The 17,518-nt window shown below is 42.5% G+C and carries 19 protein-coding genes; 2 read left to right on the forward strand and 17 right to left on the reverse strand.

The genetic code is table 11. The annotated features are described in order from the left end of the window. Positions 1–52: 52 nt before the first annotated feature. The gene (gene rpiB / locus QNH43_RS26715) at positions 53–499 is read right to left on the reverse strand and encodes a ribose 5-phosphate isomerase B (protein ID WP_034315832.1); all 447 of its coding nucleotides are present in this window, start codon (positions 497–499) and stop codon (positions 53–55) included. Between the two features lie 36 nt (positions 500–535). Between rpiB and QNH43_RS26720 the strand changes: the two genes are divergently transcribed. Further along, the gene (locus QNH43_RS26720) at positions 536–832 is read left to right on the forward strand and encodes a hypothetical protein (RefSeq protein ID WP_283916342.1); all 297 of its coding nucleotides are present in this window, start codon (positions 536–538) and stop codon (positions 830–832) included. Between the two features lie 39 nt (positions 833–871). On the opposite strand, the gene QNH43_RS26725 is transcribed toward QNH43_RS26720, so the two are convergent. The 15 genes from QNH43_RS26725 to QNH43_RS26795 all read right to left on the reverse strand — a co-directional run bounded on the left by QNH43_RS26725 (position 872) and on the right by QNH43_RS26795 (position 14,843). Next, positions 872–1,315 carry a low molecular weight protein arginine phosphatase gene (locus QNH43_RS26725; protein WP_076368359.1) on the reverse strand — a complete coding sequence of 148 codons (444 nt, stop codon included), beginning with the start codon at positions 1,313–1,315 and terminating at the stop codon, positions 872–874. A gap of 144 nt (positions 1,316–1,459) precedes the next feature. Next, a complete protein-coding gene (locus QNH43_RS26730) occupies positions 1,460–2,026 on the reverse strand; it encodes a manganese efflux pump MntP (RefSeq protein WP_283916343.1) in 567 nt (188 codons plus the stop codon). A gap of 74 nt (positions 2,027–2,100) precedes the next feature. Continuing rightward, positions 2,101–3,150 carry an L-threonylcarbamoyladenylate synthase gene (locus QNH43_RS26735; RefSeq protein WP_283916344.1) on the reverse strand — a complete coding sequence of 350 codons (1,050 nt, stop codon included), beginning with the start codon at positions 3,148–3,150 and terminating at the stop codon, positions 2,101–2,103. A gap of 290 nt (positions 3,151–3,440) precedes the next feature. Beyond that, positions 3,441–4,373, reverse strand: coding sequence for a stage II sporulation protein R (gene spoIIR / locus QNH43_RS26740; RefSeq protein ID WP_283916345.1), 933 nt, complete (start codon positions 4,371–4,373; stop codon positions 3,441–3,443). A 151-nt stretch (positions 4,374–4,524) separates the two neighbouring features. After that, positions 4,525–5,379 carry a peptide chain release factor N(5)-glutamine methyltransferase gene (gene prmC / locus QNH43_RS26745; protein ID WP_283916346.1) on the reverse strand — a complete coding sequence of 285 codons (855 nt, stop codon included), beginning with the start codon at positions 5,377–5,379 and terminating at the stop codon, positions 4,525–4,527. 7 nt (positions 5,380–5,386) lie between these two features. Further along, positions 5,387–6,457 carry a peptide chain release factor 1 gene (prfA, locus tag QNH43_RS26750; RefSeq protein WP_076368363.1) on the reverse strand — a complete coding sequence of 357 codons (1,071 nt, stop codon included), beginning with the start codon at positions 6,455–6,457 and terminating at the stop codon, positions 5,387–5,389. A gap of 161 nt (positions 6,458–6,618) precedes the next feature. Next, positions 6,619–7,074, reverse strand: coding sequence for a hypothetical protein (locus QNH43_RS26755; protein ID WP_283916347.1), 456 nt, complete (start codon positions 7,072–7,074; stop codon positions 6,619–6,621). Between the two features lie 198 nt (positions 7,075–7,272). Then, positions 7,273–7,878 carry a thymidine kinase gene (locus QNH43_RS26760; protein WP_034315845.1) on the reverse strand — a complete coding sequence of 202 codons (606 nt, stop codon included), beginning with the start codon at positions 7,876–7,878 and terminating at the stop codon, positions 7,273–7,275. Positions 7,879–8,016: 138 nt separating this feature from the next. Continuing rightward, entirely contained in the window at positions 8,017–8,217 is a 201-nt protein-coding gene (gene rpmE, locus QNH43_RS26765) for a 50S ribosomal protein L31 (protein WP_034315847.1), read from the reverse strand. A gap of 149 nt (positions 8,218–8,366) precedes the next feature. Further along, on the reverse strand, positions 8,367–9,656 hold the full coding sequence (gene rho / locus QNH43_RS26770) for a transcription termination factor Rho (RefSeq protein ID WP_034315849.1): 1,290 nt from the start codon (positions 9,654–9,656) through the stop codon (positions 8,367–8,369). Positions 9,657–9,974: 318 nt separating this feature from the next. Beyond that, positions 9,975–10,937, reverse strand: a complete 963-nt coding sequence (gene glpX, locus QNH43_RS26775) for a class II fructose-bisphosphatase (protein ID WP_283916348.1) — start codon at positions 10,935–10,937, stop codon at positions 9,975–9,977. A gap of 99 nt (positions 10,938–11,036) precedes the next feature. Further along, positions 11,037–12,320: a UDP-N-acetylglucosamine 1-carboxyvinyltransferase gene (locus tag QNH43_RS26780; RefSeq protein ID WP_076368367.1), complete on the reverse strand. Its 1,284-nt coding sequence runs from the start codon at positions 12,318–12,320 to the stop codon at positions 11,037–11,039. 207 nt (positions 12,321–12,527) lie between these two features. After that, positions 12,528–13,178: a fructose-6-phosphate aldolase gene (fsa, locus tag QNH43_RS26785; RefSeq protein ID WP_034315855.1), complete on the reverse strand. Its 651-nt coding sequence runs from the start codon at positions 13,176–13,178 to the stop codon at positions 12,528–12,530. 188 nt (positions 13,179–13,366) lie between these two features. After that, the gene (locus QNH43_RS26790) at positions 13,367–14,224 is read right to left on the reverse strand and encodes a class II fructose-bisphosphate aldolase (RefSeq protein WP_283916349.1); all 858 of its coding nucleotides are present in this window, start codon (positions 14,222–14,224) and stop codon (positions 13,367–13,369) included. A gap of 247 nt (positions 14,225–14,471) precedes the next feature. Further along, the gene (locus QNH43_RS26795) at positions 14,472–14,843 is read right to left on the reverse strand and encodes a response regulator (RefSeq protein ID WP_034315860.1); all 372 of its coding nucleotides are present in this window, start codon (positions 14,841–14,843) and stop codon (positions 14,472–14,474) included. 309 nt (positions 14,844–15,152) lie between these two features. Between QNH43_RS26795 and QNH43_RS26800 the strand changes: the two genes are divergently transcribed. Then, positions 15,153–15,683, forward strand: coding sequence for a DUF2529 domain-containing protein (locus QNH43_RS26800; protein ID WP_283916350.1), 531 nt, complete (start codon positions 15,153–15,155; stop codon positions 15,681–15,683). A gap of 51 nt (positions 15,684–15,734) precedes the next feature. Here the strand turns inward: QNH43_RS26800 and QNH43_RS26805 are convergent, their stop codons facing one another. Beyond that, positions 15,735–17,342 carry a CTP synthase gene (locus QNH43_RS26805; RefSeq protein ID WP_076368370.1) on the reverse strand — a complete coding sequence of 536 codons (1,608 nt, stop codon included), beginning with the start codon at positions 17,340–17,342 and terminating at the stop codon, positions 15,735–15,737. Positions 17,343–17,518: the final 176 nt, after the last annotated feature.

Below are 17,518 nucleotides of genomic sequence, written 5' to 3' on the forward strand. Positions count from 1 at the left end.
TAAGAAAACTCGCTATCGGAAGAAAAGGGTTCTCTCCATAAAACCATAAGAATTAGCTATGCTTACCTTCATACTCCGCAATCTTACCGATCCTGTTTTGATGACGCCCGCCTTCAAATTCCGAAGTCAGCCATGTTTGTGCAATTTCCCTGGCCAGACCCGGGCCAATGACACGTTCCCCCATCGCTAACATATTGGTATCATTATGCTGGCGAGTCAATTTCGCACTATAGACATCATGAACCAATGCACATCGTATTCCTTTGACTTTATTGGCAGCAATGCTCATTCCAATTCCAGTTCCACAGATTAAAATGCCCCGATCGAACTCACCCCGCGCCACTTTTTCAGCAACCGGCAAGGCATAATCAGGATAATCCACCGACGTACTGCATTCACAGCCAAAGTCCTCAAATGGAATCTGTAACTCATTCAATAAATTCTTTATTTCTTCACGGATATGTATACCACCATGATCCGAAGCAATCGCAACTTTCATCATAATCCTCCTCTAGCTTTTTCATTTGATTTTATTGTGTCACAAAATTATGAAAAGATAAAGGATGTCCATCCTTTTTCCCCGCAAAAAAGCAGGAAACCAACTTGGGCTTCCTGCAGTAAAATGTCAAGTGTGAAAGCGGGTAATGGTCCTGTTAACCCTAACCGCTTGCACTTAAAGTTCCATTGCCGATTTTCGGCACTTTCCATGATTAGCGCTTGTTCGCTTGACGTAACCGTCACTTCCGCTCCAGCAGATGCTCATTCTGCAATGGCAGCCACTTCTTGGGACTGCCTTGGTCTTACACTTTGCATTGACGGTCAACAAGCTTAGTAATATCTTTTACTGCAGCGACCACATTATGTACCCCGTTTATTTTTTAAGCATTTTGACTAATTCTTCTATTAATTCCTGCAGCTCCCTGAACGTTTCCCGGTAAATGCCTTCAGAACCGCCAAACGGATCTATTATGTCTCTATCATATTTATCCCCAATAATGAATTCTTTTAAAGTAAAAGTCTTATCGATCATTTGGGGGTATGCACGGGTAATGACCGATTTATGCCCTTCCGTCATGGTGAAAATATGAGTCGCCCATTCCATTTCCTCCTTGGATAAGGGCGTTGAATGATGATTATGCACTATGTCATTTTCAACCAATACATTTTTAGCATGCATCGAAGCATCCTGACCTGATGAAGCATACACGCCTGCGGACTTCACTTCAACACCCGCAATATTCTTATTTTTCAATATCGCTTCTGCCATCGGGCTTCTGCATGTGTTTCCTGTACATACAAATAATACTCGGATCATTTTTAACGCCTCCTTTTTTATTCATTATAAGCTATCGCCCGTTTATTATAGTCAAAAAAATCACCCTCATTATGTCCGAAGAAAAATAAAAACCGTCCCAGTAATCGGAACAGTTGAGGAAGGAACGATATGAATTCAAGCGGATCAAAAAGAGAGTAATAATTTCAACCCAAACGCACACAGGATGCTTCCGCCGAGAATCTCACTATACACGCCAAGCAAGCCCTGCATTTTTCTGCCCAGTAAAAGCCCAGCCCACGTTAATAGAGTGGCAGCAAACCCAAAACAAAGAACGGTTAAAATCGTTTTTGCACCGTAAATTCCCAGTGTCAATCCTACCGAGAAACTATCCAGGCTTACCCCTAAGGCAAAAATGAATAGACCTTTCCCGACAGGAGCCAGCATCTTATTTTCCCTGGCACCAGCTCCATCCTTTTTACCAGGGATAAACATCTGTATACCAAGTATGATCAACAATAGACCGCCAGCATATGTAGCAAAGGTCCCGAATTTTTCTGAAATGAATCGGCCCGCCCCCATTCCAAGCAAGGGCATCCAAATATGAAAAATGCCTACTGTCAGCCCTATAAAAAGTATTTGCCTCAACCTTAGCTTAAACATTCCCATTCCAAGGCCAACTGAAAAGGCATCCATTCCCAACGCGAATGCCATCAGCAATAAGGTGATGATTTCTCCAGCAAATGTATTCATTCAAATCCCCCTCGGACGTGCCTACTACATGTTATGCATGTCCGAAAAGAAATAGAAGGATAAATCAGTCCTTATTACACATGTTCGTTGATGATATGATGACCTGCAGCCTTCTCAAGCCGATTCATGACCGCAGCTCCTATTCCATGGTCAGGAAACATTTCACTAAAAATGACATCGACCTCCAGCTCGTCAAACTGTCTTAAAGCATCATATAAGCCTGTCGCAACAGTATGTAAATCCGCTAATGAACCTGGGACAACCACATAATCCGCCTTATAATCCTGTTGATGTTCATAAGCCGTTATGATGCCCACCTTTAACCCGTCCGTTCTTTTTTCATCCACAAGCTTCTGAAGGAAAGTTTGATTACCCTTGACTAAATATAGAGGGGCCTTCGGAGCATAGTGGGTATACTTCATGCCCGGGGCTTTTGGCGCCGCTTCCTGATTCTTCAATGCGACATCTTGCCTGACTTCACCTATTACCGCTTCCAGCTGTTCCAGGGTCACCCCGCCAGGTCTTAAAATAACAGGTACTTCCACAGTGCAATCAAGTACTGTGGATTCAACGCCCACACCCGTAGTCCCGCCATCGACTATGCCTGCAATCCGGCCCTTCAAGTCATCTTCGACATGTTTTGCTGAAGTGGGGCTTGGTTTCCCAGAAGTATTTGCACTTGGAGCCGCAATGGGCAAATCACTTGCACGAATAAGACCTAGGGCAACCTGATGATCCGGCATCCTGACAGCCACCGTGTCCAATCCAGCTGTCACAAGGTTTGATAGCTGGCCCGGTTTTCGTTTCATGATCAAAGTCAAAGGACCCGGCCAAAATTCTGCCATTAGCTTCCTGGCCTGTTCCGGAATCTCTTCTACAATACCTGACAACTGGTCATCGGAGGCTATGTGAACGATTAAAGGGTTATCACTCGGACGCCCCTTCGCTTCAAACACTTTTTTGACTGCCTCGTCGTTTTTGGCATTCGCCCCCAGTCCATAAACGGTCTCTGTAGGAAAAGCCACCACTTGATTTGCCCTTAATAATTCAGCTGATTGTGTAATCTGGGGATAACTTTGTAAATTATCCACATTTTTATCCACTGACCAAATTTTCGTTTTCATCTTGAACACCATCGCCTTTTTAACGTTTCTTATTTTATATAATTGCTTTTATATGAAGGATATTCTCAAATTATTGTAATAAATTCACTTGAAGATACTTTGAAAGTATAAAAGAAGTATTCACATAATTCAAGCTTTATCCACAAATTGGGGATAACCACATCGAATCCGTGGATAAGTTTGTGGATATTAATGATTAATGACAGACTTTTTTGATTTTTTGTTAATAACCCTGTGGATATGTTTACAAAATTATCTGATTTTTAAAAAAGGGGGCATCTGCCCCCTTTTTAAAATAGCTCATTGAAGATTTCTGCAAATAGAGACTTCACTTCCACCTCAGGTTCCTTTTCCCCTTCATATAATTGTTGACCTTGTTTATTGGATGCCGCAAGTTCAACCTGATCTTCTTCAACATTCCCACCAACGACTTCCTCCGTCACTTGTTCCTTGTCTTTCACTTCTTTCACTTCTTCCTTTACTTCCGGCTCTGTAACCTCTTCTTTTACCGTTTCTTCCGGTACTTCTTTTACGCTCTCCTCGACTCCCGCTTCTTTAACTACTTCCTCGGGCCCATTTTGCTTTTCAACCGGCACTTCATCTTCAACTTCTTCCTCTGCAACAGGCTCACCCTCTTCATTTGTTGCAGCATACGCCTTCCCTCCCGAACTCAAGGATCCTTCACCCTCATCCTCGACAATCGGACTTTGACTTACAGCCGTTCCATTTGAAAAATCCAGGAAACATAATGGGGGAAATAGAACACACCACCAATTTGCGCCTTCTCCTTCCCCAAGCGTGATAATCACCGCTTCATAATCCCCTGCCGGATATAAATACTGTCCGTAGAGTTTTGTCGGAAATTCCGCTTGTCCAAAATCCACTTTAACTGACTGCTCCAAACCCTGTTCCTTTATAACTGCCTCAGCCGTCGCTTGGATATCCGGTAGATGCGAGGTGATCACATCCCTCGCCTCATCCAAAGAAGTAAGTTCCTCGACCCACTTTGTGATATCTTCATTTACCTCATCCCTAATCAAACGTTTAACCGCTTGGTCCTTTTCTGCATCACTATTAGCAAGTATCCGCAGACGAATCGCCTCATCCGGAATCACCTTCGTAGCTTCTGCACCGACCATCTCCGCTTTAGGCATATATATACTTACGATCGTTCCTATAGTTAAGATTAATAGATAAATAATGGCTAAATGTTTAGTTTTCATCGCCTTCGCCCCCCTCACATGAATTAGTCTCACCATTTTCCAGCTATCTTAAACTAGTAAAAATAAAAAAAATTGATAGCTGGAAATATAGCTTTCAAAGGATAATGAGGGTGGTTTCCATAAAAAAATCCGTCTCACATAGGAAGACGGATCACTTTAATATGGCGAAGACCATTCGATCTTTTTCATTAATGTCATTTATAATGGATACTTCTGCAGCAGGAAAGGTTCGCTTCAATAAATCGGCAACCGCCTCACCCTGTCCAGTGCCCACTTCAAATCCGATCAGCCCAGGCACCTTCATGATCTGAGGTAACTGCTCCATAAAGCGGCGGTAAAAATCCAGCCCATCGATACCGGCAAATAATGCACGATGCGGTTCATGACCTGTCACGACTACTGACATCGAGTCATGATCATCATCTGGTATATATGGCGGATTCGATAATAGGACGTCCACCTTCTGGTTTATGTTTATGAAAGGCAAAAGCAAATCACCTTGAATGAACTCCACTTCGGCACCAAGTGATTCGGCATTTTTCCGCGCCACCTCAAGCGATGGTTCCGCTATGTCCGTAGCCGTCACCGACAAGTTTGATTTTTCAAGTTTCATCGTTATGGCGATTGCGCCGCTGCCAGTCCCAATATCAGCTAAACGAAGCTCCTTTCCCTCCACAAAAATGTCCGGGATTTTACGTAAAGCATTATAAATCAATTCTTCTGTTTCAGGTCTCGGTATGAGCACTTCTTCATTCACAAAGAAGGTCCGTCCATAAAATTCTTCGCTGCCGATTATATATTGAATGGGTGTTCCCTCAGCATGCAGCTCAATAGCGGCCTTAAATTGTCCAAAATCCGCTTCACTAAGGTCATCATGAAGGTTGGCGAGCATTTGGGAGCGAGTTTGTTTTAAAAAGTGCTGTAACAAGATTTCCCCAGCATTGGCATCACGATCATTTTCCTTTAAAAAAGAAGAAGCCCATTTAAGGGCTTCAAACACCTTCACGGCAGAGTTACTCATCTGCATTTTCCAGCCTTGAAGATTGGTCTTCCATGATTAATGCATCAACGACTTCATCCAGTTTACCTTCCATGATTTGATCCAGTTTTTGAATTGTTAAGCCAATACGGTGGTCGGTAACGCGGTTTTGCGGGAAGTTATAAGTGCGAATCCTTTCTGATCGATCGCCCGTTCCAACGGCAAGCTTCCTATTTTGATCATATTCCGCCTGTACTTCGCGATGGATTTTATCGTACACCCTGGCACGCAAAACCTTCATCGCCTTTTCTTTGTTCTTGATTTGTGATTTTTCATCTTGACAGGATACAACCGTATTAGTCGGAATATGAGTCAAGCGCACCGCCGACATTGTCGTATTGACACTTTGACCTCCAGGGCCGCTTGATGCAAATGTATCGACACGAATATCCTTATCATGGATTTCAACTTCCACTTCCTCAGCTTCAGGTAAAACGGCAACAGTGGCTGTAGATGTATGAATCCGTCCGCCTGATTCAGTTTCAGGTACCCGCTGAACGCGATGCGCTCCATTTTCAAACTTCAATTTCGAATAAGCACCATTGCCATTAATCATGAATATGATTTCCTTGTAACCTCCAAGCCCTGTAGGACTTGCTTCAATGACTTCAGTCCGCCAACCCTGCACCTCGGCAAAACGGCTATACATTCGGTATAGACTACCTGCAAATAAGGCTGCCTCATCTCCGCCTGCCGCTCCGCGGATTTCCATGATCACGTTTTTATCATCGTTAGGGTCCTTCGGAATAAGCAATATTTTCAGTTTATCCTCAAGGCCTTGTATGGTTTCATCAAGTTCATTGATCTCTTCTTTTACCATTTCCCGCATTTCCGCATCAAGTTTCTCATCCAGCATCGCCTTCGCTTCCTGGAGTTGCTCACGAACCGCTTTATATTCTTTATAAGTCGATGCGGTCTCTTGAATGCTGGATTGCTCCTTAGAATATTCCCTTAGCTTCTTAGAATCATTAATGATCTCCGGGTCACTCAATAGTTCATTCAATCTTTCATATCTATCTTCTACTGCTTGTAAACGATCAAACAAATTATTCACCTCATAAATTTTCCAAAACATCTGAAACGAATTGGAAGTAATCCATCTTTTCTAACTATAAATTAAGTAGCTCAGTGCCCCAGCTCAGTTCACTTCTAGGTTAATTATAGTATAGGTGAATAATCAACGTCAAAGAGGTTTCAAAAATGTCGTTATTTCTTTAACTCGACATCTAAATTATATTGAGGCACAACCCTGTTTATCATGCCCTGTATTCGCTGCAATTCCTTTTTTCTTTCTTTTTCCGTCTTGATTTCACCTTTATCATGTACCGTAACATGTATGGTATTTCCATTAAACCAAACGGAGCCTGCCTCATAATTAGTTTCCGATTCAATGACTCCGCGGATTTCATCAATTTGCTGCCCCATGGATGGAGAATTATTGGATGTATGATGCGGTGTATTGAGGACCTGATCCGATGGCCGTTCCGCTTCATTGTCCCAATCCTTATTGGATACTTGATTTAAACCCTTCCCAACAAAATCCCTGCCATCACGGGATTGATCCCCATATTCCGAATCATTATTTATAGCATTGTCATTTTGGCCGCATGCCGTTAGTACAGCAAGCAGAAAGGCCGTCATAATACGCAGTTTCGATTTCATATCTTTTCCCTCCATTTTGACTGGTTAAGAAGAACATTTCCCCGTTAGCCTGCCCAAAATGGGGCAATATTTATCTTTTATTTCCCTTCCATGTATTGGTGATGCACCCCCCAGTTTTCCACCCCTTATAATTGTTCCCGACCATTTCTCCATAAAAAAAGCACCCTGCGATCGCAGTGGATCATAGGGCACCATCATTCAAATATGTTCTTTAATCCCAACAGCCTGCTTACCCGGAACTTCGTGATGATGGCGGCAGCGGGGCTCGTATGATTCCGATGCACCCACAAGGATGATTGGCTCATCATAGGAGGCCGGCTCCCCATCTATCAATCGCTGTGTCCTGCTCGCAGGTGATCCGCACACTTCACACACAGCCTGCAGCTTAGTCACCGATTCTGCAAGCGATAATAGAACAGGCATGGGACCGAATGGTTCACCTCTGAAATCTTGATCGAGTCCAGCCATGATCACTCGATAACCGCTGTCCGCAAGATGCTGGGCAACCCCGATAATTTCATGATCAAAAAATTGCACTTCATCTATTGCAATGATATCCAGGGGTTTGTCCAAATACTTAAAAATATCCGTTGAATGGGCAATCGGTTTTGCCATCACAGAAGAGCCATTATGTGATACGACAGCCTCTTCCGCATAGCGATTATCAATAGCTGGTTTAAATACCGCTATTTGCTCTTTAGCAAATTGAGCACGGCTGACTCGTTTAATCAATTCCTCAGATTTACCTGAAAACATGCTTCCGCAAATAAGCTCGATCCAGCCTGTTTGTTTCATTACATACATGGAAACAGCTACTCCCTTCCACCTGTCGATCCCTTGGCCATAATTGAAGTCGACCCGGCTTTATATAAATTCTTACTTGTTTATGGAAAAGAAAAAACAGGCAAGAAAAATACTTGCCTGTTTTTTAAAAATTCCGGCTTATTTAATACCGTATTTTTTGTTGAAACGATCAACACGTCCGCCAGCTTCAGCGAATTTTTGACGACCAGTATAGAATGGATGGCACTCTGAACAAGTCTCAACTTTGATCTCTTCTTTAACTGAACCAGTTTCAAAAGTGTTTCCGCAAGAGCAAATTACTTTTGAAAGCTTATAATTTGGATGAATTCCAGTTTTCATTCTTTTCAGCTCCTTATGCCCTGAATCATTCGAAACAGAGTTATATACTTCAAGTTGAGGGAAAAACACCCTCACATTTATTGTAAAAACACATGAACTCATTATAACAACTTAAGACTAGTTGTGCAACTGTTTGTTTCTTACAGGGTTTAAGAACGTTTTACGCTCGCTGGCCCCTTTTTCATTTCTGACATCTCTTCATCCAGCTTACTGAAAAATTCTTCATTACCTTTTGTCTGTTTTAGGCGGCGAAGGAATTTCTCCGAGAAATCAGGTGAATCTGACATCGTTTTCCTAATGGCCCATAGTTTATCCAGGCGATCTTTCGGAATTAACAATTCTTCTTTACGAGTGCCTGAGCGACGAATATCGATTGCCGGGAAGATGCGTCTTTCGGCAAGGGCACGATCTAAATGCAGCTCCATATTGCCTGTACCTTTAAATTCTTCATAAATGACATCGTCCATTCTTGAACCCGTATCCACCAATGCTGTAGCTAGGATCGTCAGGCTGCCGCCTTCCTCTATATTCCTCGCCGCACCGAAAAAGCGTTTTGGGCGGTGGAATGCAGCAGGGTCAATCCCCCCTGACAGCGTACGCCCGCTTGGCGGAATGACAAGGTTGTAAGCACGGGCAAGTCGAGTGATGCTGTCCATTAAAATGATGACATCCCGTTTATGCTCCACAAGGCGCATGGCTCGTTCTAATACCAGCTCAGCCACCTTGATATGGTTTTCCGGCACTTCATCGAAAGTTGAACTTACCACGTCTCCTGCGACGGAACGTTCAATGTCTGTCACTTCTTCCGGGCGTTCATCGATCAACAGCACAATCAATTCCGATTCGGGATGGTTTGTGGTTATCGCATTGGCAATTTCCTTGATGAGCATCGTTTTACCGGCTTTTGGCGGTGCGACAATCAGACCACGCTGCCCAAAACCGACCGGTGCCAGGACATCCATAATCCTGGTCGATAAGTTCTTCGGTGTCGTTTCCAGTTTAATTTGCCTGTTTGGATACAGCGGTGTTAAACCTGGAAAGTGGACACGCTCTTTAGCTGATTCCGGATTATCGCCATTGACTGCTTCGACATGCAGCAATCCATAATAGCGCTCGTTTTCTTTAGGAGGCCTTACCTTACCGGAGACTTTATCTCCATTTCGCAAATCGAACCTGCGGATCTGTGAAGCAGAAATATAAATATCCTCCGAGCTTGGAGAATAATTAATTGGACGCAGGAAACCGAAGCCCTCTGAAGGTATGATCTCTAAAACGCCCTCCATGAATAGAAGACCATCCTGCTCAGCTTGTGCTTTCAGGATAGCGAAAATAAGTTCCTTTTTTGAAAGTTTGCTGTAATAGGAAACTTTATATTCACGGGCGTGCTCATATAGATCCTTTAGTTTCATGTTTTCTAAATTAGAAATAGTTAAATTCATTATGACACCACACTTTTATTAATTAAACGTTTTCACCCATACTGAAAAAGAATTGGTTTGTTAGATGGAAGAAAAACCGCAATCCATGTACCCGACCAGAGTTTTCTTAGAAAGGATGATACATTTTTACATGTAAAGAAGAAAATTATTTGAAGGCTTCTTGAAGTTTGGAGTGAAAGGGCAGATTTTAAATTATCAATAGTAGACCAAGCTTTATTTTACTTTTTTTATTTTAATTATTCAACTTAAATTTTTTTAAAGAGAAAGCGAGCGATGAAACCGCTCGCTTTTTAAAAGTGATTTTTCTAAAAAACGCTATCAGTCAATCAAACCATTCGGTTTAATCTTAAGACTGTGGCGCCCATCAATGAATCGAACGGTACCAGATTTAGCACGCATGACCACGGATTGGGTTTCACCGTAATGGCCTTTGAATTGTACACCGCGTAAAAGTTCTCCATCAGTCACACCTGTTGCAGCAAAAATTGCGTCATCTCCGCGAACAAGGTCTTCCATTCTGAGGACTTTTCCTAAATCAAGGCCCATTTTTACACAGCGTGCCACTTCTTCATCACTATGAGGAACGAGCTTACCCTGAATTTCCCCTCCAAGGCATTTCAAGGCAACGGCTGCAATAACTCCCTCTGGAGCTCCGCCAGATCCGAATAGGATATCAACACCGGTAAGATCGAAGGCCGTATTTATGGCTCCTGCTACATCTCCATCGTTGATCAACTTGATACGTGCGCCCGCCTCACGAAGTTCATGAATGATCTTCGAATGACGATCACGGTTCAATACTGTGGCAACCACGTCTTGGATATCTTTATTCTTTGCCTTGGCTACCGCTTTCAGGTTGTCCAATACGGAAGCATTGATATCAATCTGACCAACAGCCTCTGGTCCGACAGCTATTTTATCCATATACATATCCGGGGCATGAAGCAAGTTCCCCTTATCGGCTATCGCCAATACAGCCAATGCATTCCAGCCGCCAGATGCAACGATGTTCGTTCCTTCCAAAGGATCGACCGCAACATCCACTAGCGGCCCAAGACCCGTACCAAGTTTTTCGCCAATATAAAGCATTGGCGCTTCATCCATTTCCCCTTCACCGATTACAACCGTTCCTTGCATGGGAATAGTATTGAAAACATCCCGCATCGCAGTCGTTGCTGCATCATCTGCTTCGTCTTTCTTTCCTCTTCCCATCCAACGAGCTGAATTCAGTGCCGCCGCCTCTGTTACGCGGACAAGCTCCATCGATAAACTTCTTTCCATTTCCGGTTCCCCCTCATGTACACTAGCATGATTTATTTATATATTAGTATAACACATTATATCATTTATAGTAACACAATGAGGTAACAAGAAAAGGGATCAGCTTTTAAGCTGCTCCACTTCTTCTTGCGTCATTTCTTCACGCCAAATCGTCGCTCCCAAACCTGAAAGTTTTTCAACAAGATGGCTATATCCGCGATCTATATGTTCAAGCCCGGTCACTTCCGTAATCCCTTCAGCCATTAAACCGGCAATTACAAGAGCTGCCCCGGCACGTAAATCGCTTGCCTTCACTTTTGCCCCATGAAGTTGTACAGGACCATCGACGATGGCTGCCCTGCCCTCGACTTTGATCTTCGCATTCATGCGTCGCAGTTCATCAATATGCTTGAATCGTGCCCCATATATCGTATCTGTCACCATGCTAGAACCGCTTGCTTTTGTTAAGAGGGAAGTGAAAGGTTGCTGAAGATCTGTTGGGAATCCAGGGTAAACCAATGTCTTGATATCAACGGATTTATATTTTTCTCCCGGTGAGACAAATATCTGGTCATCACCCGCTTCAATATTAATCCCCATTTCCCTTAATTTAGCAGTCAATGACTCCAAATGCTGGGGAATGACATTATCGATCAGAATCCCTTCACCAACAGCAGCGGCTAAAATCATGAAAGTACCGGCCTCAATCCGATCCGGTATGATCGTATGCTTGCACCCATGCAAACTTTCCACACCATCAATCCGAATGATATCCGTTCCTGCACCCTTTATTTTCGCTCCCATATTGGTCAACAGTGTGGCAACATCGATGATTTCCGGTTCTTTTGCAGCATTTTCAATCACAGTGCGGCCTTTGGCCAAAACGGCGGCAAGCATGATGTTGATCGTTGCCCCCACACTAACGACATCCAAATATATGCGTGCTCCACGGAGCTCGTCCGCCCTAAGGTAAATGGCTCCTTGTTCATTCGTCACTTGAGCGCCTAGTGCTTCGAACCCCTTAATATGCTGATCTATCGGACGGGGTCCTAAATGGCAGCCTCCAGGCAAGCCGATCACTGCCTTTTTGAATTTGCCAAGCATTGCCCCCATCAAATAATAAGAGGCACGTAACTTCTTGACCCTTCCATTGGGAAGAGGCATTGAAATCATCCTGCTTGGGTTGACTGTCATTTCCCCTTCATCAAAGGATACCTCACCGCCAATTTCCTCCATCAACGCTTTCAGCATCTGTACATCCGAGATATCAGGCAAGCCTTCAATCGTTACGGGAGAATCCGCTAAAATTGTTGCCGGAATGAGGGCAACCGCACTATTTTTTGCTCCGCTGACACGAATGCTTCCCTTTAGAGGATAGCCACCGGCAATTTTAAGTTTTTCCATAATAAACTCCCTTCCACGCTAAGCACTTAGAAGCTACTTTCAAAAGTAATATTTTACCACAGGAAAATTGCATAATCCGACAACATTTACTATCTAGTTCTTTAGTTTACACAAAAGTAGAAAATTCATGTAAAAAAAGATAAAAATTTCTAATTTATGTTAATTTTTTTAAAAGGGTGCAATCTATAGCGACTTAGCGGCAAGGCATTATGCTTCAGTACGTGAATTCCAATCGTTCAAGAAAGCTTCAATCCCTTTATCCGTTAATGGGTGGTGGAATAATTGCATCAAAACTTTATAAGGGATCGTTGCAATATGTGCCCCTTTAAGAGCCGCTTCTGTAATATGCATCGGATGGCGGATGGAAGCTGCAATGATCTCAGCGTTGATATCATGGATAGCAAATATGTCAGCAATATCCGAAATTAAATCCAAACCATTTTGGCCGATGTCGTCCAGGCGTCCTAAAAATGGCGATACATAAGTTGCTCCAGCCCTAGCTGCCAATAAAGCTTGGTTGGCACTGAAAATAAGCGTGACATTAGTTTTGACGCCTTGTTTCGTAAGTGCTGAAACAGCCTTCAAGCCGTCTGGCGTCATTGGCACTTTAATCGTGATATTAGGTGCAATTGCAACGAGTTCCTTGGCTTCAGCCATCATTCCTTCGAAATCAAGCGCAATGACTTCAGCAGAAACGGATTCCTTAACAAGGCTTGTGATTTCTTTTAGCCGGTCATGGAAAGAAACTCCCTTTTCTCTTGCAACAAGGGACGGGTTAGTCGTAACACCTGCTAAAACGCCAAGTTCGTGCGCTTGTTTGATTTCTTCCATGTTTGCTGTATCTATAAAGAATTTCATAAAATATCCTCCGTATGTAATCGATTTTTTATTTCCCTATATGCCTCTGAATTCTAATTGTTCTAAAAATGGAGCCCAGATTCAGCCCTGCATCTAAAAGAAACCATTAGGGGGGAGCCCCCCAATGGGAATATTGCCTTTATCATCTTACATTTATAGGGATGGAACCCTTATGTTACGTTTCTAAATCATGCTTTGCCGTTTGAACCGAATTCACGAATTTTGCCGATGACAGTTTCTTTAATAGCTTCACGGCCAGGTACCATGAATTTACGAGGATCGTACACTTCAGAATCGTTATTCAAAATTTCACGAACCGCTTTTGTGAACACAATTTGATTTTCCGTATTCACATTGATTTTTGATGTTCCAAGAGAAATCGCTTTTTGGATATCTTTCGTAGGTATGCCTGTACCGCCATGAAGAACAAGAGGTTTGTTCGTTAAATCCCGTACTTCTTCCATTTCTTTATAGCCAAGGTTAGGTTCACCTTTGTATGGTCCGTGAACGGATCCCAAAGCTGGAGCAAAACAGTCGACATTCGTTTCTTTAACTAACTGTTCACATTCTTGAGGGTCTGCATATACGACTCCATCAGCGATTACATCATCTTCTTGTCCGCCAACCGTGCCCACTTCCGCTTCAACCGAAACATTCCGTGCGTGAGCGAATTCGACAACCTTCTTGGTTGTTTCGATATTTTCTTCGATCGGATGATGTGAAGCATCGATCATTACTGAAGTGAATCCGGCTTCGATAGCTTCCTTACATTTATCAAAACTTGAACCATGGTCAAGGTGAATCGCCACAGGAACAGTGATTTTCATGTCTTCCAACAATCCTTGAACCATCATGACAGTCGTTTTAAATCCACCCATATGACGGGCAGCACCTTCGGAAACACCAAGGATGACTGGAGATTTTTCTTGTTCTGCAGCAGCTAAAATGGCTTGAGTCCATTCAAGGTTATTGATATTGAATTGACCTACTGCATATTTTTCATCAAGGGCTTTATTAAGCATATCTTTCATAGAAACTAAAGGCATTTGATTTCCTCCTACAAGTGGATGTTATGATTTTTAAAGTTAATTCTTTCTAGATATTCCCTAAAACCAAAGTAGCATACGCTTATAAATCAGAATATCTCTCCTCTTTTAGCATATCAATACATCAAAAAAACAGCAACAATTACACTATTCCAAGCCCCAAATTTTATTCCAAAAAAACACGGCCCATCTAAAAAAAGATAGCCGCGGCAATTTCCCCGTCAATATTATTAAATTTTCAAGACCATTAACTTGATTGAATCGGTAAGTATTCTCGAACGGCCTTTCTAATATCATCAATATCAAACGGCTTTGCAAAGTGTGTCATTGCCCCTAAATCCTTTGCTTCCTGAATCATATCAAGTTCACCATATGCCGTCATGATTATGACCCGGATGTCCGGATCGACGACCTTCATCCTTTTCAAGATCTCGATGCCATCCATTCCCGGAATCTTCATATCCAGCAATACAAGATCAGGTGAATGATTATTTAGCACTTCCAAGGCTTGAATGCCATTAGCCGCTTGAAATGTTTCATACCCTTCTTTATGTAAAACCTCGTTCAATAAAATACGGATCCCGAATTGATCATCAACAATCAATATTTTCCCTGGCATTTTATCACCTCTCCCCTTTCCGATTCATCAATAAAATATATTAGCCTATTCGGCCATATTACCCGAAAAAGGGTAGTTACATAGATTGCGTCACTTGAGGTCCAACGCATTTATTCCATCATGATTTCTATGTTCTATTCGATAATTGTAACAAAATTCCTGCTATATGGCTAAAAGGAATTTTAATTTTTTTGTTTTTTCGACCGATTTAGTAAATTCAGCCTTTCCGGACCAAAAGCCCTGAAACCTGTCAATGCAAAGGAAAGTCCTTTATAATAAGTATATTATTTTTTAAAGGAGTCCCGGATCATGTTAAAAATTTTCTCGACACAGATAAGCGGTTTATTTAAAAAGATGATTGAAAATGAGGCCTTTGAAATGGAGGATGCCGGACGCCTGCTCGCTCAGGCTGCGGTTGGGGACGGTTCTGTGTTCATTCACGGTTTTGGTGAAATGCAGGGCGTCACTGCCGAGGCTTTGAATGGGGCAGAACCCTTTCCCAAAGCAAAAACATATGAATTAGGGGAAACCATTTCCAGGGAAGATCGATTTCTTATATTCAGCCGCCATTCGGACGATTCGGAAGCATTGATGCTGGCAAAACAACTCAAGGAAAAAGATATACCATTTGTTGCAGTTTCTACATCCGTCCCTTCTGAGGAAGATTCTCTTTTGGAGTTGGCTGACGTTCATATTGATTTACGCATCCAACGGGGATTGATTCCCGACGAAACTGGAAATCGATATGGGTACCCTACCCTCATTGCCGCTCTTTTCGCTTATTATGGGATTAAATTCACTCTTGAAGAAATCATAAAAGAATATGAAGATGAAGAATGATATCTTCATCCTAAACAAAAAAAACAGCCACATGGGCTGTTTTTTTATTTATTAAAGATTTTTGCCGTACTTTAATGACATACCGACAAAGTCACGGAATAGCGGCTGTGGACGGTTAGGACGTGACGTGAATTCCGGATGGAATTGAGATGCCACAAACCAAGGATGATCTTTTAGTTCAACGATTTCAACTAGACGACCATCTGGACTTGTACCTGAGAACACGAATCCTGCCTCTTCCATAGCTTGACGATAGTGGTTATTGAATTCATAACGGTGACGGTGACGTTCATAAACAACCTCGTCATTATACGCTTCATATGCTTTAGTTCCTTCGATAAGCTTACATGGATACAGACCAAGACGCAGTGTTCCGCCTAAGTCTTCTACATCCTTCTGCTCAGGAAGAAGATCGATGATCGGATCTGGAGTATCTTCTTTAATTTCAGCTGAATGCGCTTCTGGCAATCCCAGGACGTTGCGTGCATACTCAATGGACGCCAGCTGCATGCCTAAGCAAATTCCGAAGAATGGTTTTTTTGTCGTGCGGGCAAATTCGGTCGCTGCAATTTTCCCTTCAATTCCACGATCTCCAAATCCGCCAGGGACAAGGATTCCATCTGCATCTTGAAGAAGTTCAGCAACATTTTCTTTAGTTACGTCTTCGGAATTCACCCAGTCGATTTCAACATCTGCATCAAATGCGTAACCAGCATGCTTAAGTGCTTCCACTACAGAAAGATAGGCATCTTGCAATTCAACATATTTTCCGACTAAGGCGATTTTCGTTTTCTTCGATAAAGAAGTAACCTTTTTGACTAGTTCCTTCCAATCTTCCATGTCCGCTTCGCCACAGTCCAATTGCAAGTGATCACAAACGATTTGGTCCATATTTTGTGCTTGAAGCGCAAGAGGGATGGAGTAAAGCGTATCCGCATCAAGACATTCGATAACAGAATTTTTATCGATATCGCAGAATAAAGCGATTTTATCCTTCATATCTTGTGAAATCGGGCTTTCTGTACGTGCAACGATGATATTTGGCTGAATGCCCAGACTGCGTAATTCTTTTACACTATGCTGTGTCGGTTTTGTTTTCATTTCACCAGCAGCTTTGATGTAAGGAACCAATGTACAATGGATATACATAACATTATTGATGCCGATATCACTCTTGATTTGGCGAATCGCTTCAAGGAATGGAAGAGACTCGATATCCCCAACAGTACCGCCAATTTCAGTGATGACTATATCGGCATTCGTTTCATTACCTGAACGGAAAACGCGTTCTTTAATTTCATTCGTGATATGGGGAATGACTTGGACCGTTCCACCCAGATAATCGCCACGGCGTTCTTTCCTCAGGACGGTTGAATAAATTCTTCCTGTAGTCACATTGCTGTGTTTACCAAGGTTGATATCAATGAAACGCTCATAGTGCCCCAAATCCAAATCCGTTTCAGCACCATCATCCGTTACAAACACTTCACCATGTTGATATGGACTCATCGTACCAGGATCCAAGTTGATATAAGGGTCAAACTTCTGGATCGTAACATTCAATCCCCTATTTTTTAATAATCTACCTAAAGAAGCGGCCGTTATCCCTTTTCCCAAGGAAGAAACTACTCCACCTGTCACAAAAATATATTTTGTCATCTTATATCCTCCTATAGAATGTTTTCTTCCAATTCTGTTCTCCACATCATTAAATCGGAACCTGAATCGAATCTTTCGCCACATGGGCGGTTAAAAGCTATAAAACGCAAACCAGTACAAACCATTAATCACTTAAAGGTCTTTAGTGAGAGTCATGCAGGATACATGAACAAGAA

Origin of the sequence: Peribacillus simplex, from assembly GCF_030123325.1 — a bacterium.
Classification (GTDB): domain Bacteria; phylum Bacillota; class Bacilli; order Bacillales; family DSM-1321; genus Peribacillus; species Peribacillus simplex_D.